This window comes from Streptomyces sp. NPDC038280, assembly GCF_055600045.1.
The window spans coordinates 196,764-218,638 of sequence record NZ_JBVJYZ010000009.1 but is presented as its reverse complement, the minus strand read 5'-3'; the positions used below and the strand labels follow the sequence as shown (position 1 = coordinate 218,638).

Genomic DNA, 21,875 nt, shown 5'->3' with positions numbered 1-21,875 from the left:
CGCGGCGGGTCCCCCTTGGGAGGTACGAGCGGCCCGCCACGCCCGGGCGCGGGGCCCTCTTCCAGGGCCGGAACGCCTTGTGCGCCAGGGGCCGTGCCGCAACCAGAGCGTATTGACGGCGCACGGTGGCACGCAGCATCACTTATGAAGGGTTATGGTGGAAACCCCCCCTCGGGCCGGTCCGTATCCCCCCCACGGACCGGCCCGTTTTCTGTCTTCAGCCGCGTCCGGCCCAGATGTTGGTGCCGGCCGTGTCCACCGCGAAGGAATCGATCTCCTTCAACTCCTCGGCGGTGAGCGGCGGTCCGGCGAGCGCCGCCACGTTCTCCTCGAGCTGGCGCACGCTCGACGCCCCGATCAGCGCCGACGTCATCCGCTCGTCGCGCAGCACCCAGGTGAGCGCGAGCTGCGCCAGCGACTGCCCCCGGCGCTCCGCGATCTCGCCGAGCCCGCGCAGCCTGCGCAGCACCTCGTCCGAGAGCAGGTTCGGGTCGAGGGACTTGCCCTGGGTGGCCCGCGAGCCCTCCGGGATGCCCTCGAGGTACTTGTTGGTGAGCAGCCCCTGGGCGAGGGGCACGAAGGAGATGCAGCCCATGCCGGCCTCCTCCAGGGTGTCGAGCAGGCCGTCGTCCTCGGTCCAGCGGTTGATCATCGAGTAGGAGGGCTGGTGGATGAGGGGCCGCACGCCCATGTCCGTCAGCAGCCGGGCGGCCTCGGCGGTCTGCTCGCTGTTGTACGAGGACACGCCCACGTACAGCGCCTTGCCCTGCTGGACGGCGGAGGCCAGCACACCCATCGTCTCCTCGAGGGGAGTGTGGGGATCGAAGCGGTGCGAGTAGAAGATGTCGACGTAGTCGACGCCCATCCGCTTGAGGGAGGCGTCGAGGGAGGACATCAGGTACTTGCGGGACCCCCACTCGCCGTACGGCCCGGGGTGCATCAGATAGCCGGCCTTGGTCGAAAGGATCAGCTCGTCCCGGTACGCGGCGAAGTCCTGGGCGAAGATCTTGCCGAAGTTCAGCTCGGCCGACCCCGGCGGCGGTCCGTAGTTGTTCGCCAGGTCGAAGTGGGTCACCCCGAGGTCGAACGCCCGGCGCAGGATCGCGCGCTGCGAGTCGAGCGCACGGTCGTCGCCGAAGTTGTGCCAGAGGCCGAGCGAGATGGCGGGCAGCTTGAGCCCACTGCGGCCGCTGCGGCGGTACTCCATGGAGTCGTAGCGGTCGGCGGCGGCGCGGTACGAAGGGGAATCAGTCACGCAACCCTGCTTATCACGGACTTGTGACAGGCCGGGTTGGGTGGCTGCCACCCCTGCGCAGTAATGTGGCGGCTTCGGGGACTGCAGCGGCATATGAGGGGCCGGACCAGTGCCGCATCCCCCCGAGGGCACGATGCAGCCCACCATCGCGTGGCGGACCCGATGCCCGGCAGGGGGCGGGGCGGGCCCGCACGGACCGAGAGGTGAACTCAGTGAACTTGCGCGACCTGGTGTACGGGCTCTACGCACGCCGGGTGGAGAGCCGCCTGGATCACGCCCAGGTGCCCAAGCACATCGGCGTCATCCTCGACGGCAACCGCCGCTGGGCGAAGGCCTCCGGCGGCACCCCCGAGCAGGGACACAAGGCAGGCGCGAGCAAGATCCAGGAGCTCCTCGGCTGGTGCGCCGAGACGGACGTCGAGGTCGTCACCCTCTGGATGCTCTCCACGGACAACCTGAACCGGCCCGAGGCCCAGCTGGTGCCGCTGCTCGGCATCATCGAGGACGCCGTGCGCGCCCTCGCCTCCGACGGCCGCTGGCGGGTGCACCACGTCGGCACCCTGGACCTGCTGCCCGCCCGTACCCAGTCCGTACTGAAGGAAGCCGAGCAGTCCACGCGCGGCAACACCGGGATACTCGTCAATGTCGCCGTGGGCTACGGCGGCCGCCAGGAGATCGCGGACGCGGTCCGCTCGCTGCTGCTGGAGCACGCGGAGAAGGGGACGAGCTTCGAGGAGCTCGTCGAGATCGTGGACGTCGACCGGATCTCGGAGCACCTCTACACGCGCGGCCAGCCCGACCCGGACCTGGTGATCCGCACCAGCGGTGAGCAGCGGCTGTCCGGATTCATGCTGTGGCAGAGCGCCCATTCGGAGTACTACTTCTGTGAGGTCCACTGGCCGGCCTTCCGCAAGGTCGACTTCCTGCGTGCCCTGCGCGACTACGCCGCCCGGCACCGGCGCTACGGCACCTGACAGCCCCCGGCGCACCACCGTCACCATCGGTCACCATCGGCACAGCCGTCACCACCGGCACGACCGGCTCCACGGTCCCCGGAGCGTCGCCCGCGGGGCAGGTCACCGTCCGTTCACCAACGCGTCGTCATATGCCATGGCATGGCGGAGCTCGTTCGAGGGAATACCCCTTCCAGAGTGAGCGGCACGGAGTCCGCCCACCCGGGAGGCCCTTTGCACCAGGACGACCGTGCAGGACATGTACGGATGAAGCGGAGGGCCGGCGCCCGGCCCGCGCATCGTGGCTCGAGCCCGGCCCCATCCCCCTGCGACACCGTCGCAGTCGCAGCACGACCTCAGCGCCTCTATCAGAGGGGGTCTGTCCTTCCGTGGTGACCAGCACAAAGCGCCGCATGCCCGACAGGCGCACCTACGTTCTCGACACCAGCGTCCTGCTGGCCGACCCCAATGCGATGGCCCGCTTCGACGAGCACGAGGTCGTGCTCCCGATCGTCGTGGTCACCGAGTTGGAGGCCAAGAGGCACCATCCGGAGCTCGGATACTTCGCCCGGCAGGCACTGCGCCTGCTGGACGACTTCCGGATCCGGTTCGGCCGCCTCGACGCCCCCCTCCCCATCGGGGACCTGGGCGGGACCCTGCGCGTCGAACTCAACCATTCCGATCCCGGCGTCCTCCCCGCCGGCTACCGGTTGGGGGACAACGACTCACGGATTCTGGCGGTAGCGCGCAATCTCCAGGCCGAGGGGTACGACGTCACGGTCGTCTCCAAGGACCTGCCCCTGCGGATCAAGGCCTCGTCCGTCGGCCTCCTCGCCGAGGAGTACCGCGCCGAGCTCGCCATCACGGACTCCGGATGGACCGGGATGTCCGAGCTGGCGCTGTCCGCCGATCAGGTGGACATCCTCTACGACCAGGAGACGCTGTACGTCCCCGAGGCCGCCGAGCTTCCCGTGCACACGGGTCTGGTGCTCCAGTCCGAGCGCGGCAAGGCCCTCGGAAGGATCACCCCCGAGGGGAACGTCCGGCTGGTGCGGGGCGACCGCGAGGTCTTCGGCATCCATGGCCGCAGTGCTGAGCAGCGCATCGCGCTCGACCTGCTCCTCGACCCGGACGTCGGCATCGTCTCGATGGGCGGCCGGGCCGGCACGGGCAAGTCCGCGCTGGCGCTCTGCGCCGGCCTGGAGGCGGTGCTGGAGCGCCGGCAGCACCAGAAGGTGATGGTCTTCAGGCCGCTGTACGCGGTCGGTGGCCAGGAGCTCGGCTATCTGCCGGGCACCGAGGCCGAGAAGATGAGCCCCTGGGCCCAGGCGGTCTTCGACACGCTGTCCGCCGTGGCGGGCCGTGAAGTGATCGAGGAGGTGCTCGGCCGCGGGATGCTGGAGGTGCTGCCGCTCACCCACATCCGGGGCCGCTCGCTGCATGACGCGTTCGTCATCGTCGATGAGGCGCAGTCACTGGAGCGGAACGTCCTGCTGACCGTGTTGTCCCGAATCGGGTCCAATTCGCGGGTCGTTCTGACCCACGACGTGGCCCAGCGTGACAACCTCCGGGTCGGCCGGTACGACGGAGTGGTTGCCGTCGTGGAGAAGCTCAAGGGGCATCCGCTCTTCGCGCATGTCACCCTCACCCGCTCCGAGCGCTCGCAGATCGCCGCGCTCGTGACCGAAATGCTGGAGGACGTCACCGGCTGACGGATATCACCCGGTCCGACAGGGCAAGCCCGCTATGGGAGTTGGCGCCGCCCGGCAAAGCGCAGGAGCTTAGCCGGGCGGCGCCGTGCTGCGCGCCCCATTCCCCAAAATCCCTGTGCCGAACGGCGTGTGAGCTTTCACACGCAACGAATAATTGCCTTGCGGCGTCGCCTTCCGGCAGAGTCTTGCTTCCGTCAGGCCCCGCATACGGCACACGTGCACCTCCAGAGGTGTGGCACCACACAACTCAACAACCGACCGCCGTATGCCGCCCGAAGCACCACGCGGCGCTTCCGTTCTGCGGAAGTTCCCACGGGCCCGTGTCTTCAGTGACCCACGTACGTCGGAGACCAGCGCCAGGGGCACGATTTCGCCCGCGAGGTCACCCGTGTGGGCGATGCTGGAAGGAAACCGTGTGAGCCGGATCTCGGTCCGGGGATTCGCCGTGGCATCTGCCACTGCGGTCACCACCGTCGGAGCTGTAGTGGGCGTTGCCGCCGGCAACACCCAGGCCGCGGACGCCCAGGGCGACACCTTCGAGGCGACCGCAGCCGACACGACGCTCCTCGCGGACATCCCCGGGGGCCAGCAGGCCCAGGTACAGGTCTCGTCGCTCTCGCAGCAGGCAGACGCACAGGCCGCGGCAGCCGACTCGGCCGCGCAGAAGTCCGCGGAGGAAGCGGCCCGTATCCAGGCCGCCAAGGACGCCAAGGCGAAGAAGGAAGCCGCCGAGGACAAGGCCAAGCGTGAGGCGGACGCCAAGGAGCGTGCCAACCGCTCCTCCGTGCGCGACGCTTCGACCTTCGCCGCGAAGGGCTCCTACAGCGTCTCCGAGGTCAAGGCGATGGCCCGCCAGATGATGGCCGGCGACCAGTTCCAGTGCTTCAGCAACATCGTGGACCACGAGTCCGGCTGGAACTACCGCGCGGTGAACGCCTCCTCCGGCGCCTACGGTCTCGTCCAGGCTCTCCCGGGTTCCAAGATGTCGTCGGCCGGCGCCGACTGGCAGACCAACCCGGCCACCCAGATCAAGTGGGGCCTGAACTACATGGACAACCGCTACGACAGCCCTTGCGGCGCGTGGTCGTTCTGGCAGGCCAACCACTGGTACTAGGCCCGCTCAACTCATCGGAGCCCCTCACCGTCCTACGGTGAGGGGCTCCGTGCGTGTACGGTCAGGGGTCCCCACACTCCCGGGGGAGTGGTGGGGGGAAGAGAGAAGAGCATGTCGAGACTGCCAGGGTGGCTGGACCGGCTGGGTGCCGGACTGTCCCGTGTGGGCCGCCGGTTGGACGAGCGCAGGGCCGAGGCGGAGGCGGACGACGACCTCGCCGGCCCGCCCGTCCCGACGGCCGCCCCGCTCCGACTGTCCCGGACCAAGGTCGCCGCCTTCGAGGCCGAGGACGGGGAGGACGACGAAGCCCGCGTACCACCCCCGCCCGCGTACGCCCCCGCCGTCGCGGCCCGGCCCGACCCCGTCGCCGCCATCCCCTGGGGGATGCGCGTCGCCGCCGAGGCCGGCTGGCGTCTGCTGGTCCTCGCGGGCACCCTCTGGGTCCTGATGAAGGTCATCAGCGCGGTCCAGCTCGTCGTACTGGCCTTTGTCGCCGCTCTGCTGATCACCGCCCTGCTCCAGCCGAGCGTGACCAGACTGCGCGGCATAGGGCTGCCGCGCGGACTCGCCACGGCGGTGACGGCGGTGGCCGGCTTCGTGATCATGGGGCTGGTCGGCTGGTTCGTCGTCTGGCAGGTCATGGACAACATCGACAATCTGTCGGACCGCGTCCGGGACGGTATCGAGGAACTCAAGCGCTGGCTGCTCGACAGTCCCTTCCATGTGACCGAGCAGCAGATCAACGACATCGCCAAGAACCTGAGCGACACCATCGGCGCCAACACCGAGCAGATCACCACCGCGGGCCTGCAGGGCGTGACCGTCGTCGTCGAGGCGCTGACCGGCATACTGCTGGCGATGTTCTCGACGCTCTTCCTGCTCTACGACGGGAAGAAGGTCTGGCAGTGGGTGCTGAAACTGGTGCCCGCCCAGGCCCGGCCCGGAGTCGCCGGAGCGGGTCCGCGCGCCTGGCGCACCCTGACCGCCTATGTGCGCGGCACGGTGATCGTGGCCCTGATCGACGCGGTCTTCATCGGCCTCGGCATCTACTTCCTCGATGTCCCGATGGCCGTCCCGCTCGCCGTCTTCATCTTCCTCTTCGCCTTCATCCCGCTGGTCGGCGCCGTCATCTCGGGCGCGCTCGCGGTGGTCGTCGCCCTCGTCACCCAGGGGGTGTTCACGGCCCTGATGGTGCTGGCCGTCGTCCTCGCCGTGCAGCAGATCGAGGGCCATGTCCTCCAGCCGTTCATCCTGGGCCGCGCGGTCCGGGTGCATCCGCTCGCCGTCGTCCTCGCGGTCGCGGCCGGCGGCCTGACCGCCGGGATCGGCGGCGCGGTGGTGGCGGTGCCGCTGGTGGCGGTCACCAACACGGTGGTCGGCTACCTCCGCGCGTACGGCCAGGAACAGGCGCTGCGCCTCGCGCCCGAACCGCGCGGCGCGAGCGCCCTGGACGTCGCGCCCCGGCTCACGCCGGACTCCTCAGGGAGGGACGCCGAATGATCTCCGAACCGGAGCTGGTGGGAGGCGTCGACTTCCCGGCGCCGCGTCCCGGGGCCGACACCCTGAACACCGAGCCGCCGGCCCCGCGCCTCCCGCGCGCGTCGCGCCCCTGGCTCTGGGCGCTCGGCGGCGCCGTGGTCGCCTCGGCGGTGTGGGCCGGCGGGCTGTACGCGTACGAGCAGCGGGGCCCGGACCTCGGCGGCTACCGGGCCGGCCACGATGTGTGCGCGGCCGCGGAGTTGAAGGCCCTGTCGGCGGACCTGGGCGAGAAGGCGACGGACACCGTTCCGGAGACGAGGGAGCACAGCGCGCTCGACCAGGCGAGCTGCTCGGTGACGCTGGGGCCGCCGGAGACCGGTTACTCCGTCTACGTCTCGTACGCGCTGCACAAGGTGACCGACCCCGGTGAGGAGTTCGAGGCGCTCATGGCCGACAGCGTCTTCGGGGCCAAGAAGCGGGTCGACGGGATCGGCGAGGCGGCGTTCTTCGGCCGGGACGAGGACAACTCCGGTGCGTGGCTGCGCGTGCTGGACGGCCAGGCGGTGCTGGAGATCTCCCTGACCGCGAGCGTGTCGTACCAGGCAGGCGTCCCGGAGCCGGTCCAGCGGACCAAGGAGGCCGATCTGTCGGGTGTCGACCAGCCCCTCATGGAGGACATGAAGGCGCTGATGGCCGCGCTGAAGAAGTGAGGACGGGAAGGGCCCCGGGGGACGATGTCCTCCGGGGCCCTTCTCATTCGTGCGCGACCTGTGCGACCTACTCGGCCATGACCGCTTCCGCGTCCAGCGTCGTGCCGACCGCCTGGATCACGGAGGCGATCTTGAAGGCCTCCTGGATCGTCTCGCGGTCCACGCCGGCCTTGCGGAGCACCTGCTCGTGGGAGTCGAGGCACTGGCCGCAGCCGTTGATCGCGGAGACGGCGAGCGACCACAGCTCGAAGTCGACCTTCTCCACGCCCGGGTTGCCGATGACGTTCATCCGCAGGCCCGCACGCAGCGTCCCGTACTCCGGGTCCGACAGCAGGTGCCGCGTCCGGTAGAAGACGTTGTTCATCGCCATGACCGCGGCGGCGGACTTGGCGGCGGTGTACGCCTCGGGGGAGAGGTTGGCCTTCGCCTCCGGCCCCAGCTCGCGCAGGACCTTCGGGGAGCGCGAGGCGATCGCGCAGGCGAGGACCGTGCCCCAGAGCTGCTGCTGCGGCAGCTCGCTGTTGCCGATGACCGAACCGAGGTTCAGCTTCAGGTCCTTGGCGTAGTCCGGTATGGCGGACTTCAGCTCATCGAGGGCCATGGTCACTCACCGGCCAGGAGCTTGACCGGGTCGAGGGTGTCCTCGCCGGACTTCCAGTTGCACGGGCACAGCTCGTCGGTCTGCAGGGCGTCGAGGACCCGCAGGACCTCCTTGGGGTTACGGCCGACGGAGCCGGCGGTCACCATCGTGAACTGGATCTCGTTGTTCGGGTCCACGATGAAGACGGCACGCTGGGCGAAGCCGTCGGCGCCCTCGACGCCGCAGTCGCGCATGAGGTCGTGCTTGGAGTCGGCCAGCATCGGGAAGGGCAGGTCCCGCAGGTCGGCGTGGTCCTTGCGCCAGGCGTGGTGGACGAACTCGGAGTCGCCGGAGACCCCGAGGATCTGGGTGTCGCGGTCGGCGAACTCGTCGTTCAGCTTGCCGAACGCGGCGATCTCGGTGGGGCAGACGAAGGTGAAGTCCTTCGGCCAGAAGAACACCACGCGCCACTTGCCCTCGTAGGACTTGTGGTCGATCTGCGCGAACTCCTTGCCGCTCTCCAGCGACACGCAGGCGGTCAGGTCGTAGGTGGGGAACTTGTCACCGACAGTGAGCACACGCTCTCCTTGAACAGCGGAAATCCTTCGTGGGGTTTTCCGTGGGGGTTGGACGTGCGGTCAGCATGGCACGGAGTGCATTGATCAGTGAAATAGCTAGACTGCGTCAAGTTGATCGAAGGGGGTTATCAGTCATGCCGTCACAGAGGGTGAAGCAACCCAGCCTGTCCCAGCTCAGAGCCTTTGCGGCCGTGGCCGAGCATCTCCATTTCCGGGATGCGGCGGCCGCGATCGGGATGAGCCAGCCCGCGCTCTCGGGCGCGGTTTCGGCTCTCGAAGAGACACTCGGTGTCCAGCTGCTCGAGCGTACGACCCGTAAGGTCCTGCTCTCACCGGCGGGGGAGCGGCTCGCGACCCGGGCCAAGGCCGTCCTCGACGCCGTCGGCGAGCTGATGGAGGAGGCGGAGGCCGCGCAGGCGCCCTTCACCGGAGTGCTGCGTCTCGGAGTGATCCCCACCGTCGCGCCCTACCTCCTGCCCACCGTGCTGCGGCTGGTCCACACCCGCTATCCGGAGCTGGACCTCCAGGTCCACGAGGAGCAGACCTCCTCGCTGCTGGAGGGCCTGGCCACCGGCCGCCTCGACCTGCTGCTGCTCGCCGTCCCGCTGGGCGTCCCCGGGGTCACCGAACTCCCGCTCTTCGACGAGGACTTCGTCCTGGTCACCCCTGAGGGCCATGAGCTGGCCGGCCGCACCGACATCCCCCGCGACGCGCTGCGCGAACTGAACCTCCTCCTGCTCGACGAGGGCCACTGCCTGCGCGATCAGGCTCTGGACATCTGCCGGGAGGCGGGCCGTACGGAGGGGGCGCCGGTCACGACGACCGCCGCGGGCCTGTCCACCCTGGTTCAACTGGTGGCGGGCGGCCTCGGCGTGACGCTGCTGCCGAGGACCGCGGTCACGGTGGAGACCGCCCGCAACGCCGCCCTGTTCACGGGGTGGTTCGCGGCCCCGGCGCCCTCGCGCCGGATCGCCCTCGCCATCCGCACGGGAGCGGCCCGGCACACCGAGTTCGAGGAGTTCGCCCGCTCGCTGCGGGAGGCGATGGCCACGCTTCCGGTCCGGATGGTGCCCGCCGGGGCGTGAGGGTCGATCCGCGGAGTCGTTCCGGTCGGTCCGGTCGTTCCGTCGTTCCGCGGGGGTCACTCCGTACGAAGGCCGTCCGGCCGCATCATCCGCCACAGCGGCGGCAGGCTGAGGACCGTCACCGCCAGGACGATCCCCGCGCCGACGCCGACCACCGGCAGGAACGCCCACCAGTCGGCCACCTGTTTGCCCATCATCCGCAGCAGCACGAGACCGAGACCGAGACCGCCCGCCACCGCCAGCGCCATGCCGATCCCGATCGGTACGGCGGTCTGCCACAGCACCGACCAGCTCAGCGTCGAGCGGCGCGTCCCGAAGGCGACCAGCATCGACAGCAGCCGCTTGCGGTCGCGGAGCTGCTCGACCATGGTGACCAGCAGCGAGAGGGCGACCAGCGCCATCGTGGCCGTCGCGGCGGCGAACACACCCTTGCGCACGCTGGTGAAGTGCTCGTCCCGCTCCATGTTCTGGATCGTGCGCACATCGATCAGCGGGTCGACGCGCGCGGCGGCGTTCCGCGCGTACTCCGCGGCGTCCGGAACCGCCGGGTCCAGCACGACCATGGCCGTCGTCGTCGGGGCGTCGAGCCACGAGGCGTCCACCGCGGACGGCGTGGCCAGGATGCCGAACGCCATCCAGCCCATCGGGTCGCGCCGCGCCTCCACCGTGCGCGCCGTGGCCGGGATGCGCCACAGCCGCGGCCGGGCACCCGCCCCGATGCCCAGGTCGACCTGCGCCCCCGGCCGGGCCGTCTCGGCGAGGTAGTCGTCGTCCGGGCCTTCGCGGCCGTGGGCCCGGGCGATGAAGACGTCCCCGTCCGCGCAGGACGGCAGGTCGCCGAGCTCGCGCAGGGAGGGGCAGTCGGCGACCGTGAGCTCGGTCATGGGGACGAAGTCCTCGCTCCCGCGCCGGGGTCCGGGGCGCTGCGCGGAACCGGTCGTCGTCGCGGTCACACCGGTGACGCCCTTCGCCGCCGACAGGGCGTCGATCAGCTTCCGCGCCGCACCGGCGGCGTCTGCCCCGCGTCCGTCGCCCGTGAACGTCGACATGGACAGCTGCGCCCGCGCCTCGTCCATGTTCGTGGGCCGCATGAAGTCGCTCTGTACGGCTCCGAAGAGCATCTGCAGCGTGATGGCGCCGGCCGCCGCGACGACGATGCCGCTGACCGCCCTGGCGGCCGTACCGCTGCTCAACTGGAGTCGGCGCACAGCCAGTTGCCAGGGCACCGGCCCGCCGCGCAGTCGCGCCACCGCCGTCTCGACGAGCCATGGAAGCAGTGTCGTCACGCCGGTCAGCGTCAGCAGCGCCCCGGCAGCCACCCGGTAGACGGCGAGGGAGGCGTCGTAGAAGTCGACCGGCCCGGCGAGCGCGAGCAGCGTGAGCCCGGCGGCGAGCAGGAGCAGCCGCCACCACACCCGGCGCGGGCGCGGCGTCGCGGTCCGTACGACACCGAGCGGTTCGATGGCGATCCCGCGCAGCGCGATCAGCGCCACGACGACGGCCGACACCGGCACGGCGGTCACGACCAGTGCGCAGAGCAGCGGGTCGGGGGTCAGGTCGGAGGGGAAGGCGTTGACGTCCCACACCGTCACCCGGCCGGCGAACTGCCGCAGCACGGCGAACAGTCCGGCGCCCACCGCCAGTCCGAGCAGCGCGCCGGCGAGCGCCTCGCCGGCCGCGATCCGGCGGGTCATGGCCGTGTCGGCGCCGATCAGGCGCAGCGCGGCCAGACGCCGGTCGCGCTGCTCGCCCCCGAAGCGCACGGCGGTCGCGACGAAGGCGAACACCGGCAGCAGCAGCACCACGCAGGCCATCACGATGAGCAGCAGCAGATACGCGCTGGAGATCCGGTCGGCCCCCACGTTGTGTCCGAAGGTGTCGCTGCGGCCCTCGGCGGACGCCTCGGTGAGGGCGGGTGCGTGGGCGTAGTACGACAGCTCGGCGGGCCCGATGAGCCCGGTGTCACCTATGCGGCCGACGGTCTCGTACGGGAGGCGGTCCTTCAGCAGGGCGCCCCCGGGGGAGTCGAGCAGGCGCGCGAGCGCGGGGGAGACGACCATCTCGCCGGGGCCCGGCATGGCGGCCGCGCCGGGCGGCAGCGGGGCGCGGGGGCCGTCGGGGCGCAGGACGAGGCCGCGGACGGTCCTTCCGTGGAAGAGGGTCGACGTGGCGGCGTGGAGGAAGGACCGGTCGGAGCGAGGGGCTTCCTCGCTGACCGTGACCTCGCGGCCCTGGCTGCGCAGATCACGGCCCTCGAGGACGGTGGGGACGGACGCGGCGATGAGGAGCAGCGCGGCGCCGAAACCGATGCCGAGGGCGGTGAGGGCGGTACGGGTCCAGCCGGGACGGCCGCCGGTCACCGCGAAACGGGCGCCGAGGAGCAGCTCGGCGGCGAGGCGCCTCATACGGCGACGGTCATGTCGCGCAGCCTGCCGTCGCGTACGACGACCTCGCGGTCGGAGTACGCGGCGACGCGGGCCTCGTGCGTGACGAGGACGACCGCGGCCCGGGTGTCCCTGGCGGCGGCGGTGAGCAGGTGCATCACGCGCTCCCCGTTCAGCGAGTCCAGAGCGCCGGTCGGCTCGTCGGCGAAGACCACGCGCGGCGCGGTGACCAGCGCACGGGCGACCGCCACGCGCTGGGCCTGACCGCCGGATATCTCCCCCGGCCGCCGGTCGCCGGCTCCCTCCGCCTCCAGGCGCTCCAGCCAGTCGCGGGCCTTGCGCTCGGCGGGCTTGCGGCGCTCGCCGGCCAGGCGCAGCGGCAGTGCCACGTTCTCCGCGCAGGTCAGCTCGGGCACCAGCTGGCCGAACTGGAACACGAAACCGAAATCGCCGCGGCGCAGCGCGCTGCGTCGGGCGTCCGACATGGTGGTCAGCTCGCGCCCGTCGTAGCGGACGGTACCGGCGTCCGGGCGGACGATACCGGCGAGGCAGTGCAGCAGCGTGGACTTGCCGGACCCGGAGGGGCCCATGACCGCGACGACCTCACCGGGCCGGATGCTGAACCGGGCGCCGTCGAGGGCGGGGGTCCGGCCGAAGGTCTTGACGAGGCCCTCCGCCTCCAGCAGCGCGGTCATCGTTCCCCTCCCCGGGCCGCGCCCGCGCCGCCGACCGCTTCGGCGAGCTGCCCGAGCCGCGCGGCCGTCAGCTCCAGCCACCGCAGATCGGCCTCGAGGTGGAACAGCGCGTGGTCGCAGACCAGTTGATCGGCGAGGTCGCCACCCGCCTTGCGCCGGGTCAGCTCGCGCATCAGCCTCAGGTGCTCGGTCCGCTGGGTGTCCAGCAGATCAGCGGCGCTGCGGCCGGTCAGCAGCGCGAGGACGATCTTGGTGTAGAGCGTCGACTGCAGGTACGGCTCCGGCTTCTCGGGCTGGGCGAGCCACTGCGCGACATCGGTCACCCCGGCCTCGGTGATGGCGTAGCGCTTGCGCTCGGGGCCGTCGCCCGGCTCGATGCCCTCGACCTCGACGAGCCCGTTCTTCAGCAGCCGCGACATCGTCGAGTAGACCTGCCCGTAGTGCAGCGGGCGGTCGTGGCCGAAGCGTTCGTCGAAGGCCCGCTTGAGGTCGTAACCGTGGCGGGGACCGGATTCGAGGAGCCCGAGAAGGGTGTGACCGATGGACATGCCGGCCACTCTACCCGCGGTGTATACGCGCGATGCATACCGCCGGGACAGGGTGGTGGGCCCTGCCGGGACGGGGAACCGGAGCGGCGAGCTCCGGCGTCTGGTCACCCATCGGGGATACGGGAGGGGCGGGAGAGGGGCAGGAGAGATTGCCCGTGCCGGGCAACCTTTGCGGCCTTCCGGCGGTCGGTTCCCTTGAGGGCGGGTGCCGAACGTCACCTCCCTAAAAGTCGGATATGCCCCCATCTGTCCACAGAGGGCAGTGTTAGCGTCTTGGGCTGATCCGAGGCAGACCAGGCAAAGAGACACGACGAGCGGAGCAACGAAGCAATGGGCCGAGCGGAAACGCGACAGGCCCGGCAGCGTGGGACGCGCCGGGAGAAGAGCCGCGGGGGCATACGTCGCCTCTTCACCTGGAAGAAGCTGCTGGGCACCTTCTTCACGCTCTGCCTGCTCGGGATGGGCGCTCTGTACGTCATCTATCTGCTGGTTCCCGTGCCCGCCGTCGCCAACGCCGAGGCGATGATGCAGAGCAACGTCTACAAGTACGGCAATGGCAAGATCCTCACCCGCACCGGCAAGATCAACCGGGAGATCGTCGGGCTCGAGAGGATTCCCCTGCAGGTCCAGCAGACCTTCGTCGCCGCCGAGAACAAGACCTTCTACAAGGACAACGGCGTCGACATCAAGGGCACCGCCCGAGGCGTCCTGAACACCCTCACCGGCAAGGGCAAGCAGGGTGGCTCGACGATCACCCAGCAGTACGTGAAGAACTACTACCTGAACCAGGACCAGACGGTCACCCGCAAGCTCAAGGAGCTGGTGATCGCCCTCAAGGTGGACCGGGAGAAGCAGAAGCCGGAGATCCTCGCCGGCTACATCAACACCGCCTACTACGGCCGTGGCGCGTACGGCATCCAGGCCGCAGCCCAGGCCTACTACCGCGTCGACGCCGACAAGCTCACCGTCGAGCAGGGCGCCTACCTCGCCGCACTGCTCCAGGCCCCGAGCCAGTACGACTGGACGAGCGCCTCGCCCACCGGGCGCACGCTGGTCGGCAGGCGCTGGAACTACGTCCTCGACAACATGGTCGAGCAGGGCTGGCTCGACAAGGCCAAGCGTTCCGCGATGACCTTCCCCGTCCCGAAGGAGCCCAAGGCCGCGCCCGGCATGGAGGGTCAGACCGGCTATCTGGTCGAGGCCGCCAATCAGGAGCTGATGCGCCAGGGCGTCTCCGAGGAGGAAATCAAGTCCGGCGGCTGGACGATCACCCTCAACATCGACGAGGGCCGGCAGAAGGACCTGGTCAAGGCGGTCAACCAGGAGCTGGAGGACCGGCTCGACCGCAAGGGCGACGCGTCCCACAAGGTCGTCCAGGCCGGCGCGACCTCCGTCGACCCGAAGAACGGCCATGTCGTCGCGCTGTACGGCGGCGTCGGCGCCACCGAGCACTGGCTGTCCAACGCCACCCGGCGCGACTACCAGCCCGCCTCGACCTTCAAGCCGCTGGTCCTCGCCTCGGCCCTGGACAACGGATCCGTCACCCAGGACGACCGGCAGATCGGGCTCCGGACCATCTACGACGGCACCAGCAAGCGGCCCGTCGAGGGCAGCGACACCCCGTTCGCCCCCGAGAACGAGGACAACCAGAGCTACGGGCCCGTCACCGTCCAGGAAGCCACCAACAGCTCGATCAACTCGGTCTACGCGCAGATGATCGTGGACGTCGGCCCGGACAAGGTGAAGAAGACCGCCCTGGACCTCGGGATGAAGGACGGCCCGGACTGGCCGGAGCGGCCCGCGATGTCGCTCGGCACCATGGGCGCCTCCACCTGGGACATGGCCGGCGCGTACGCCACGCTCGACAACCACGGCAAGAAGGTCACGCCGACCATCGTGAAGTCTGCCGAGCGCCGGGACCGCGTGGTCAAGGCGAAGGACCCGATCGGCGGCCAGGTGATCAGCCGCGAGGCGGCCGACACCACGACCCTGGCCATGACCGGGGTCGTCAGGAACGGCTCGGGCCGCAAGGCCGCCGGCGACTACGAGGCGGCGGGCAAGACCGGCACCTCGGAGAACAACCGCTCGGCGTGGTTCGTGGGATACACCCCCGAACTGGTCACCGCCGTCGGCCTGTTCGGCGAGAAGCCCGACGGCACCGGCCAGGTCACCCTGACCGACACCGTCGACAAGGGCCGCCGCGCCAACGGTGGTGGTTTCCCCGCCAAGATCTGGGGCGCCTACACCACGGGCGCGCTCGACGGCGGCTCGGACGCCGAGTTCGACCTGGAGGTGGACGAGTCCGCCACCGCCGCGCCGACCCCGACGCCCACCCCGACACCGACCAAGACGGAGTCGGACGACCCGGAGCCGACTCCGACCCCGACGAAGACGAAGACCCACAGGCCGGACCCGAAGCCGACCGGGACCAGGACGCCGAAGCCGCCGAAGACGCCCACGCCGACCGAGACGGAGACGACCCCGCCGGTGATCGACCCGCCGATCGAGGGCGACCAGAGCGGCGACCAGCGGCTCAAGCCTTAGGGCGCCGGCTTCTCCCAGGGAATTCACGAGCACCTCGTCGGCGCCGGCGACGTCACCGGCGACGGCCGCCCCGACCTGATCCCTACGGCCCCAGGAGCACGTACGTCTACCGCTCGACCGGCTCGACGACGTCCCCGTTGAGCGGGCGGACGACCACCCTGTACGCGGGCGAGGGCACCACGTTCGACACCATCGCCCGGGACACCCGGGCGATCTTCATGGTCGTGACAACGGACCGCGCCCCATGTGCTGCCGAGCGGCAGCGCATGGGGCGCGGTGCGTGGAGAGGACCGGCGTGGATCAGACCGCCGGGGCCGGGTAGGTCGGGTACTCCACCCCGGAGACGTGCTGGACGACCCGGATGACCTGGCAGGAGTAGCCGAACTCGTTGTCGTACCAGAGGTAGAGGATCGCGTTGTCGCCCTCGACCTTGGTGGCGCCCGCGTCGACGATCGAGGCGTGGCGCGAGCCGATGAAGTCGCTGGAGACCGCGTCGGGGGCGCTGATGAAGTCGATCTGGCGCTTGAGCGGCGAGGTCAGCGACACCTGGCGGAGGTAGTCGAGGACGTCCTCGCGGGTGGTCTCGCGGGCCAGCTGAAGGTTGAGGATCGCGATCGAGACGTCCGGCACCGGCACGCGGATCGAGCTGCCGGTGATCTTCGCCTTGAGGTCGGGCAGCGCCTTGGCGACGGCGGAGGCGGCGCCGGTCTCGGTGAGGACCATGTTGAGCGGCGCGGAGCGACCGCGGCGGTCGGACGAGTGGTAGTTGTCCAGCAGGTTCTGGTCGTTCGTGAACGAGTGGACGGTCTCCACGTGACCGCGCAGGACGCCGTACTCGTCCGCCATGGCCTTCAGCGGCGGGACGATCGCGTTGGTGGTGCAGGAGGCGCAGGAGATGATCTGCTCGTCCGGCTTGATCGTGTCGTGGTTGACGCCATGGACGATGTTGGGGACGTCGCCCTTGCCCGGGGCCGTCAGGACGACCTTGTCGATGCCGGGGCGCAGGTGCTTCGACAGGCCCTCGCGGTCACGCCACTTGCCCGTGTTGTCGATGAGGAGGGCGTCCTTGATGCCGTACGCCGTGTAGTCGACCTCCGACGGGTCGCCGGCGTAGATCACCTTGATCTCGTTGCCGTTGGCGATGATCGTGCTGTTCGCCTCGTCGACGGTGATCGTGCCCTGGAACTGGCCGTGGATGGAGTCGCGGCGCAGCAGCGAGGCGCGCTTCACGATGTCCTGCTCACCGCCCTGGCGGACGACGATGGCACGCAGCCGCAGACCGCCGGCCTTCTCGATGAGCAGGCGGGCGACGAGGCGTCCGATGCGGCCGAAGCCGTAGAGGACGACGTCGCGCGGCTCACGGCGCTCGATCTTGTTGTCGCCCGTGGCACCGGCGACGGCCTCGGCGGTGAACGCCTCCACCGACAGGCCGCGGTCGTCGGTCTTGTACGTCGCGGCGAGCATGCCGATGTCGATCTGGGAAGGACCGAGATCGAGAGTGGTGAGGGCCAGCAGGAACGGCAGCGTCTCGGTGACCGAGAGCTCACCACCGGCGATCTGCCGTGCGAAACGGTGGGTCTTGAGGATGCTGACCACCGACTTGTTCACCAAGGAGCGGCTGTGCAGCAGGACCGTGACGTCCCGCTCGCGGTGCAGCTTCCCGATGATCGGGATCATCGACTCCGCGATCTCCTCGCGGTTTTTCCAGTTGGTGAACGAGTCCTCATTGACAGTCACAAGATTATCTTTCGAGCTAGGCGGTGCTCATATGCTAGACGGCGCCGCGAAGGCCGGACCCGCCGGGGTCCGGCCCTCACCGGGTGGCCAGCTCGAACCAGACCACCTTGCCCGTGGACAGCCGGGTGGCGCCCCACCGTCTGGCCAGCCTGTTCACCAGGAAGAGACCCCGCCCGCCCTCGTCCGTGTCCCGTGCCCTGCGCTGTCTGGGCAACTGCGGAGAGTCGTCGCCGACCTCGCACCGCAGGACGTCCGTCCGCAGCAGCCGCAGTGTCACCGGCCGCTCCGCGTACCGCACCGCGTTGGTGACCACCTCGCTGATCAGCAGCTCGACGCTGTCGGAGAGCTCCTCCAGGTCCCAGCGGGCCAGCGCGCGCCGGGCCAGGCGGCGGGCCCGGCCCGGGGCCGCGTCCTCCGGCTCCAGGAACCAGTAGGCGACATCGCTCGGCGCGATCCCGTCGAAACGGGCGGCGAGCAGCGCGATGTCGTCGTCCCGGTCGCCCGGGCCGAGCATGTCGAGCACGTCGTCGCAGAGCGCCTCCAGGGGAGGCGAGTGGTCGGGCCCGGTCAGCTGCGCCGTGGCGGCGAGCCGCTCCCGCAGCTGCTCGATCCCCGTCCACACGTCCCGCAGCCGCGACTCCACCAGACCGTCGGTGTAGAGCAGCAGCGTGGCGCCGGCCGGGGCGTCCAGCTCGACCGCCTCGAAGTCGACCCCGCCCACGCCGATCGGCGCCCCCGGCGGGACCCGCAGCACCTCGGCGCGGCCGCCGAGGTGGAGCAGTATCGGCGGCGGATGTCCCGCGTTGGCGATGGTGATCCGGTGCGAGACCGGGTCGTAGACCGCGTACAGGCAGGTCGCCATCCGGTCCTGGCCGAGCCGCTGCGCCTGCTCGTCCAGGTGGTGCAGCACCTCCTGGGGCGGCAGGTCCAGGCCCGCGAGGGTCTGCGCGGTGGTCCGCAGCTGGCCCATGATCGCCGCGGAGGTCATGGAGTGCCCCATGACGTCACCGACGACCAGCGCGACCCGGCTTCCGGGCAGCGGGATGGCGTCGTACCAGTCGCCACCCACCCGGGCCGTCTCGGCGGCCGGCAGGTAGCGGGACGCGAGCTTCACCCCGGTCGGCTGGGGCAGCGAGTCGGGCAGCATCGTGCGCTGGAGCTCGTCGGCGATGTACGCCTCGCGCCCGTACAGCACGGCCTTGTCGATCCCGAGCGCGGTGTGGGTGGCCAGCTGGGCCGCCACGAGCAGGTCGTTGGGCTCGAAGGGGGGCCGGTCCGGGCGGCGCAGGAAGACCGCGGCCCCGATGACCCGGCGCCGGCCGCGCAGCGGGGCGAGGATCGCGCGGTGCCCGGTGGGCACGGTCCGGTCGGCGCCGAGCAGCTCGGGCAGCGCGGCGCGGGCCGCGGCGGAGTCGCCGAACACCGGACGCACTCCGCGCAGCACCTCGGCGAGCGCGCCGCCGGAGCGGACCTCGCACAGCTCCGCCGCGGGCGTCAGATCGGCGTCGGCGTTCAGCACCGGACCCGAGGCCGCCAGGGCTCCGGCCGCCAGTCCCTCCGGATCCACTTCGGTTAAACGCAGCCGGTCGGTGCGGCGCAGCCGCAGGACGAACGGCGCGACCGGCCGTTCGTCACCCACCGGAAGCGGGTCGCGCAGATAGACCAGGATCGCGTCGGAGAACGTCGGCACGGTGGCCCGGCACAGCCCGAGCACGATCTCGTCCAGGTCTATCCCGCGGGCGATCCGCCGCGTCGCGGCCCCCACGAACCGCAGCCGGTCGCCCTCGCGCCGCGCCGTCCCCGTCGGGTCCTGCGGCGGTCCGGCGGGGGCGGGTACGACGGCGGCCGTCGGCATGGCAGGGGCGGGCGCGGCGGTCGGCGCGGGGTGCGCCTCCTGCCGCGGCCGGGTGCGTTCCTGCGGCCGGGCAGCGAGCGGCTGCCGGCCTTCGTGGGAGGTGGGATGCTCCGTCACGCGTGGAATTCCGTCCGTCCGGGCCGGGTGTGCGATGCAATCGCTTTGTCAGCCGATGCCGCGCCTTCGCCGGGGATAAACCCCGGATCGCCGTCGTACACGAACGCGCGGCGGGCGGCATCGGTGAGGGGCGAGACTTCCGGGCGCACATCCGGCACGGCTCTCCCCCTCATGGATGACTTACGGTCAGGTCCTGCTCTGTGCTCAGCGGTTGATGCGTCTCGGCCTTGCGGAGGACGATCCTACGTTTGAACCCCGGGGGCGCATCAAGGGTCTCACGGTGCCGTGTGCGCCGGTGTGCGATCCCAGTCGGCCGGCAGCTCGGGCACGGTCCACCGAGGGTCGGGGCGCCAGTTCTCCCAGCCGTCCGAGAACGGAGCCGCCCAGGCCCGGATCTGCTCGACCGCGTCCTGCCCGGCCCGGCGCACCCGCTCGGCCTGCGCCGCGTTCATCAGTCCGCTCCGCTGGGCCTGCGCGAACTCGTCCTCGTCGCGCCACAGCCAGCTGCGGTCCGGATAGACGGAGATGTCCAGGAAGTGGTCCTCGGAGTCGATACCCCCGGACCAACGGGTGCGCGGCTCCTCCAGGTTCACGTACCAGCTGCGGAAGCGCCAGCCCCGGTCCCAGAACAGCCACACCGACCACGGGTCGCCCGGCCGCGCCAGCTTCAGTACGCCCGTGCCGAACCAGCGGGCACGGACCGTGGTGCGCGGCGCGGTGTAGCGGGTGGCGAGCGGCTCCTCGTGCACCGGAGTGCCGTCGGCGAGCACGGGCTTGACGCATTCGGTGCCCGGAGCCATCCAGACGGCGATCAGATCGTCGGTGTCCTGCACCACGGTCACCGGCCGGCAGATGTGGACCTGGCGCCGCTGGTCCGGGGCATTGCCGCGATAGCGCCAGAGGATCTGCTCCCCCGGCGCCCAGCGCTGCGTACCTGCCGTAGCTGTCATGAGCAGATCTTAGGAGCAGGACCCCCCGGTCGCTGCGACTCAGATCACGGATGCGACCGGCGGACCGCGGGGTGACCGGTCATTTTCGGTCACCCCTGGCCCAAGGTCAGTAACCCGGCAATCAGGGCCGGGTCATACGCAGGACGTCCAGGGCCTCGTCCAGCTGCTCAAGGGTGAGCAGGCCCCGCTCCACATAGCCGGAATCCAGCACCACTTCACGGATCGTCCTGCGCTCGGCCAGGGACTTCTTGGCGACCTTCGCCGCCTCCTCGTAGCCGATGTACTTGTTCAGCGGTGTGACCACGGAGGGCGACGACTCCGCGTATTCGCGGGCCCGCTCGACATTGGCCGTGATGCCGTCGACCGTACGGTCCGCCAGCAGGCGCGAGGCGTTGGTCAGCAGCCGGATCGACTCCAGCAGGTTCTTGGCGATCACCGGAAGCATCACATTGAGCTCGAAGTTCCCGGCGGCGCCGGCCGTCGCGACGGTGGCGTCATTGCCGGTGACCTGCGCGGCGACCATCAGGACGGCCTCGGGGATCACCGGGTTGACCTTGCCGGGCATGATCGACGACCCGGGCTGGAGGTCGGGCAGGTTGATCTCGGCCAATCCCGTGCGGGGACCGGAGGCCATCCAGCGAAGGTCGTTGGAGATCTTGGTGAGGCCGACCGCGATGGTACGGAGCTGGCCACTGGTCTCCACGAGACCGTCCCGGGCGCCCTGGGCCTCGAAGTGGTCGCGCGCCTCGGTGAGCGGCAGCCCGGTGGCGCGGGCGACCTCGGCGATCACGGCGGCGGAGAACCCGGCCGGGGTGTTGATGCCGGTGCCCACCGCCGTGCCGCCGAGGGGGAGTTCGGCGAGGCGCGGGAGAGAGGCGCGCAGCCGCTCGACGCCGTACCGGACCTGTGCCGCGTAACCACCGAATTCCTGACCGAGCGTCACCGGTGTGGCGTCCATCAGGTGCGTACGGCCGGACTTCACGACGTCCGAGAATTCGGCCGATTTCCGCTCCAGGGCGGCGGCCAGATGTTCCAGGGCCGGGATCAGGTCCCCGGTGACCGCCGCGGTGGCGGCGATGTGGATGGACGACGGGAAGACGTCGTTGGAGGACTGGGACGCGTTCACATGGTCGTTGGGGTGGACCTCGCGGCCCAGGCGCTCGGTGGCGAGCGTGGCGAGGACCTCGTTGGTGTTCATGTTGGAGGACGTGCCCGAGCCGGTCTGGAAGACGTCGACGGGGAAGTGCTCGTCCCAGCGTCCTTCGGCGACCTCGGCGGCCGCGTCCTGGACGGCGCCGGCGATGTCCTTGTCGAGCACGCCCAGTTCGGCGTTGACCTTGGCGGCGGCGGCCTTGATGCGGGCCAGGGCCTCGATGTGGGCCCGCTCCAGCCGTTGGCCGGAGACGGGGAAGTTCTCCACCGCCCGCTGGGTCTGCGCGCGCCACTTGGCGTGGGCGGGGACGCGGACCTCACCCATGGAGTCGTGCTCGATCCGGTACTCGCTCGTGTCGCTCATCTTCCTCAGCTTCCTGTGCGGTGCCCATAGGGGTGACCCCGGGGTCGCCCCTGATCCCCGAAC

General features: G+C 70.5%; 19 protein-coding genes. 8 read left to right on the top strand and 11 right to left on the bottom strand.

Going from position 1 to position 21,875, the window contains the following annotated elements; all coding sequences use genetic code 11:
- Positions 1-217: 217 nt before the first annotated feature.
- Entirely contained in the window at positions 218-1,255 is a 1,038-nt protein-coding gene (gene mgrA, locus ACZ7J0_RS20305; RefSeq protein ID WP_470889170.1) for an L-glyceraldehyde 3-phosphate reductase, read from the bottom strand.
- Positions 1,256-1,467: 212 nt separating this feature from the next.
- On the opposite strand from mgrA, the gene ACZ7J0_RS20300 reads away from it, so the two are divergent.
- From ACZ7J0_RS20300 to ACZ7J0_RS20280, 5 genes are all read left to right on the top strand, one after another.
- Entirely contained in the window at positions 1,468-2,229 is a 762-nt protein-coding gene (locus ACZ7J0_RS20300) for an isoprenyl transferase (protein WP_470889168.1), read from the top strand.
- A 368-nt stretch (positions 2,230-2,597) separates the two neighbouring features.
- On the top strand, positions 2,598-3,920 hold the full coding sequence (locus ACZ7J0_RS20295) for a PhoH family protein (protein ID WP_470889166.1): 1,323 nt from the start codon (positions 2,598-2,600) through the stop codon (positions 3,918-3,920).
- Between the two features lie 415 nt (positions 3,921-4,335).
- Positions 4,336-5,034, top strand: a complete 699-nt coding sequence (locus tag ACZ7J0_RS20290) for an aggregation-promoting factor C-terminal-like domain-containing protein (protein ID WP_470889164.1) — start codon at positions 4,336-4,338, stop codon at positions 5,032-5,034.
- A 111-nt stretch (positions 5,035-5,145) separates the two neighbouring features.
- Positions 5,146-6,534, top strand: coding sequence for an AI-2E family transporter (locus ACZ7J0_RS20285; protein WP_470889162.1), 1,389 nt, complete (start codon positions 5,146-5,148; stop codon positions 6,532-6,534).
- A complete protein-coding gene (locus ACZ7J0_RS20280; protein ID WP_470889160.1) occupies positions 6,531-7,223 on the top strand; it encodes a hypothetical protein in 693 nt (230 codons plus the stop codon). The genes ACZ7J0_RS20285 and ACZ7J0_RS20280 overlap by 4 nt, the downstream gene beginning before the upstream one ends.
- A gap of 67 nt (positions 7,224-7,290) precedes the next feature.
- On the opposite strand, the gene ACZ7J0_RS20275 is transcribed toward ACZ7J0_RS20280, so the two are convergent.
- Together ACZ7J0_RS20275 and ACZ7J0_RS20270 are read right to left on the bottom strand one after the other, a co-directional pair.
- Positions 7,291-7,824, bottom strand: coding sequence for an alkyl hydroperoxide reductase (locus ACZ7J0_RS20275; RefSeq protein WP_470889158.1), 534 nt, complete (start codon positions 7,822-7,824; stop codon positions 7,291-7,293).
- Between the two features lie 2 nt (positions 7,825-7,826).
- Complete coding sequence (locus tag ACZ7J0_RS20270) at positions 7,827-8,381, bottom strand: peroxiredoxin (protein ID WP_470889156.1); 555 nt, start codon at positions 8,379-8,381, stop codon at positions 7,827-7,829.
- 134 nt (positions 8,382-8,515) lie between these two features.
- On the opposite strand from ACZ7J0_RS20270, the gene ACZ7J0_RS20265 reads away from it, so the two are divergent.
- Positions 8,516-9,466, top strand: coding sequence for a LysR substrate-binding domain-containing protein (locus ACZ7J0_RS20265; RefSeq protein WP_470889154.1), 951 nt, complete (start codon positions 8,516-8,518; stop codon positions 9,464-9,466).
- Positions 9,467-9,522: 56 nt separating this feature from the next.
- Here the strand turns inward: ACZ7J0_RS20265 and ACZ7J0_RS20260 are convergent, their stop codons facing one another.
- The 3 genes from ACZ7J0_RS20260 to ACZ7J0_RS20250 are packed head-to-tail and all read right to left on the bottom strand — an operon-like array spanning position 9,523 to position 13,093.
- Positions 9,523-11,871, bottom strand: a complete 2,349-nt coding sequence (locus tag ACZ7J0_RS20260; RefSeq protein WP_470889152.1) for an FtsX-like permease family protein — start codon at positions 11,869-11,871, stop codon at positions 9,523-9,525.
- Positions 11,868-12,545: an ABC transporter ATP-binding protein gene (locus ACZ7J0_RS20255; RefSeq protein WP_470889150.1), complete on the bottom strand. Its 678-nt coding sequence runs from the start codon at positions 12,543-12,545 to the stop codon at positions 11,868-11,870. The genes ACZ7J0_RS20260 and ACZ7J0_RS20255 overlap by 4 nt, the downstream gene beginning before the upstream one ends.
- Positions 12,542-13,093 (bottom strand): PadR family transcriptional regulator, encoded by a 552-nt coding sequence (locus tag ACZ7J0_RS20250; protein ID WP_470889148.1) that lies wholly within the window; start codon positions 13,091-13,093, stop codon positions 12,542-12,544. Before ACZ7J0_RS20250 ends, ACZ7J0_RS20255 begins: the two co-directional genes overlap by 4 nt.
- Positions 13,094-13,423: 330 nt before the next feature.
- On the opposite strand from ACZ7J0_RS20250, the gene ACZ7J0_RS20245 reads away from it, so the two are divergent.
- Together ACZ7J0_RS20245 and ACZ7J0_RS20240 are read left to right on the top strand one after the other, a co-directional pair.
- Entirely contained in the window at positions 13,424-15,637 is a 2,214-nt protein-coding gene (locus ACZ7J0_RS20245; RefSeq protein ID WP_470889146.1) for a transglycosylase domain-containing protein, read from the top strand.
- 21 nt (positions 15,638-15,658) lie between these two features.
- Positions 15,659-15,778, top strand: a complete 120-nt coding sequence (locus tag ACZ7J0_RS20240) for an FG-GAP repeat protein (RefSeq protein ID WP_470889286.1) — start codon at positions 15,659-15,661, stop codon at positions 15,776-15,778.
- A 159-nt stretch (positions 15,779-15,937) separates the two neighbouring features.
- Here the strand turns inward: ACZ7J0_RS20240 and ACZ7J0_RS20235 are convergent, their stop codons facing one another.
- From ACZ7J0_RS20235 to ACZ7J0_RS20215, 5 genes are all read right to left on the bottom strand, one after another.
- Positions 15,938-17,374: a glyceraldehyde-3-phosphate dehydrogenase gene (locus tag ACZ7J0_RS20235; RefSeq protein WP_470889144.1), complete on the bottom strand. Its 1,437-nt coding sequence runs from the start codon at positions 17,372-17,374 to the stop codon at positions 15,938-15,940.
- 76 nt (positions 17,375-17,450) lie between these two features.
- Positions 17,451-19,346: a SpoIIE family protein phosphatase gene (locus ACZ7J0_RS20230; protein ID WP_470889142.1), complete on the bottom strand. Its 1,896-nt coding sequence runs from the start codon at positions 19,344-19,346 to the stop codon at positions 17,451-17,453.
- A complete protein-coding gene (locus tag ACZ7J0_RS20225) occupies positions 19,343-19,504 on the bottom strand; it encodes a hypothetical protein (protein WP_470889140.1) in 162 nt (53 codons plus the stop codon). Before ACZ7J0_RS20225 ends, ACZ7J0_RS20230 begins: the two co-directional genes overlap by 4 nt.
- 117 nt (positions 19,505-19,621) lie before the next feature.
- Positions 19,622-20,296, bottom strand: coding sequence for a cytidylyl-2-hydroxypropylphosphonate hydrolase (gene fomD, locus ACZ7J0_RS20220; RefSeq protein ID WP_470889138.1), 675 nt, complete (start codon positions 20,294-20,296; stop codon positions 19,622-19,624).
- A 121-nt stretch (positions 20,297-20,417) separates the two neighbouring features.
- Positions 20,418-21,812 carry a class II fumarate hydratase gene (locus tag ACZ7J0_RS20215; RefSeq protein ID WP_470889136.1) on the bottom strand — a complete coding sequence of 465 codons (1,395 nt, stop codon included), beginning with the start codon at positions 21,810-21,812 and terminating at the stop codon, positions 20,418-20,420.
- Between the last annotated feature and the right edge of the window lie 63 nt (positions 21,813-21,875).

Excerpts from the sequence above, each read along its gene's own strand:
- ACZ7J0_RS20285 (WP_470889162.1), top strand. The coding sequence starts at position 5,146 with ATGTCGAGACTGCCAGGGTGGCTGGACCGGCTGGGTGCCGGACTGTCC.
- ACZ7J0_RS20280 (WP_470889160.1), top strand. The coding sequence starts at position 6,531 with ATGATCTCCGAACCGGAGCTGGTGGGAGGCGTCGACTTCCCGGCGCCG.
- ACZ7J0_RS20275 (WP_470889158.1), bottom strand. The coding sequence starts at position 7,824 with ATGGCCCTCGATGAGCTGAAGTCCGCCATACCGGACTACGCCAAGGAC.
- ACZ7J0_RS20265 (WP_470889154.1), top strand. The coding sequence starts at position 8,516 with ATGCCGTCACAGAGGGTGAAGCAACCCAGCCTGTCCCAGCTCAGAGCC.
- ACZ7J0_RS20260 (WP_470889152.1), bottom strand. The coding sequence starts at position 11,871 with ATGAGGCGCCTCGCCGCCGAGCTGCTCCTCGGCGCCCGTTTCGCGGTG.
- ACZ7J0_RS20255 (WP_470889150.1), bottom strand. The coding sequence starts at position 12,545 with ATGACCGCGCTGCTGGAGGCGGAGGGCCTCGTCAAGACCTTCGGCCGG.
- ACZ7J0_RS20250 (WP_470889148.1), bottom strand. The coding sequence starts at position 13,093 with ATGTCCATCGGTCACACCCTTCTCGGGCTCCTCGAATCCGGTCCCCGC.
- ACZ7J0_RS20245 (WP_470889146.1), top strand. The coding sequence starts at position 13,424 with ATGGGCCGAGCGGAAACGCGACAGGCCCGGCAGCGTGGGACGCGCCGG.
- fomD (WP_470889138.1), bottom strand. The coding sequence starts at position 20,296 with ATGACAGCTACGGCAGGTACGCAGCGCTGGGCGCCGGGGGAGCAGATC.
- ACZ7J0_RS20215 (WP_470889136.1), bottom strand. The coding sequence starts at position 21,812 with ATGAGCGACACGAGCGAGTACCGGATCGAGCACGACTCCATGGGTGAG.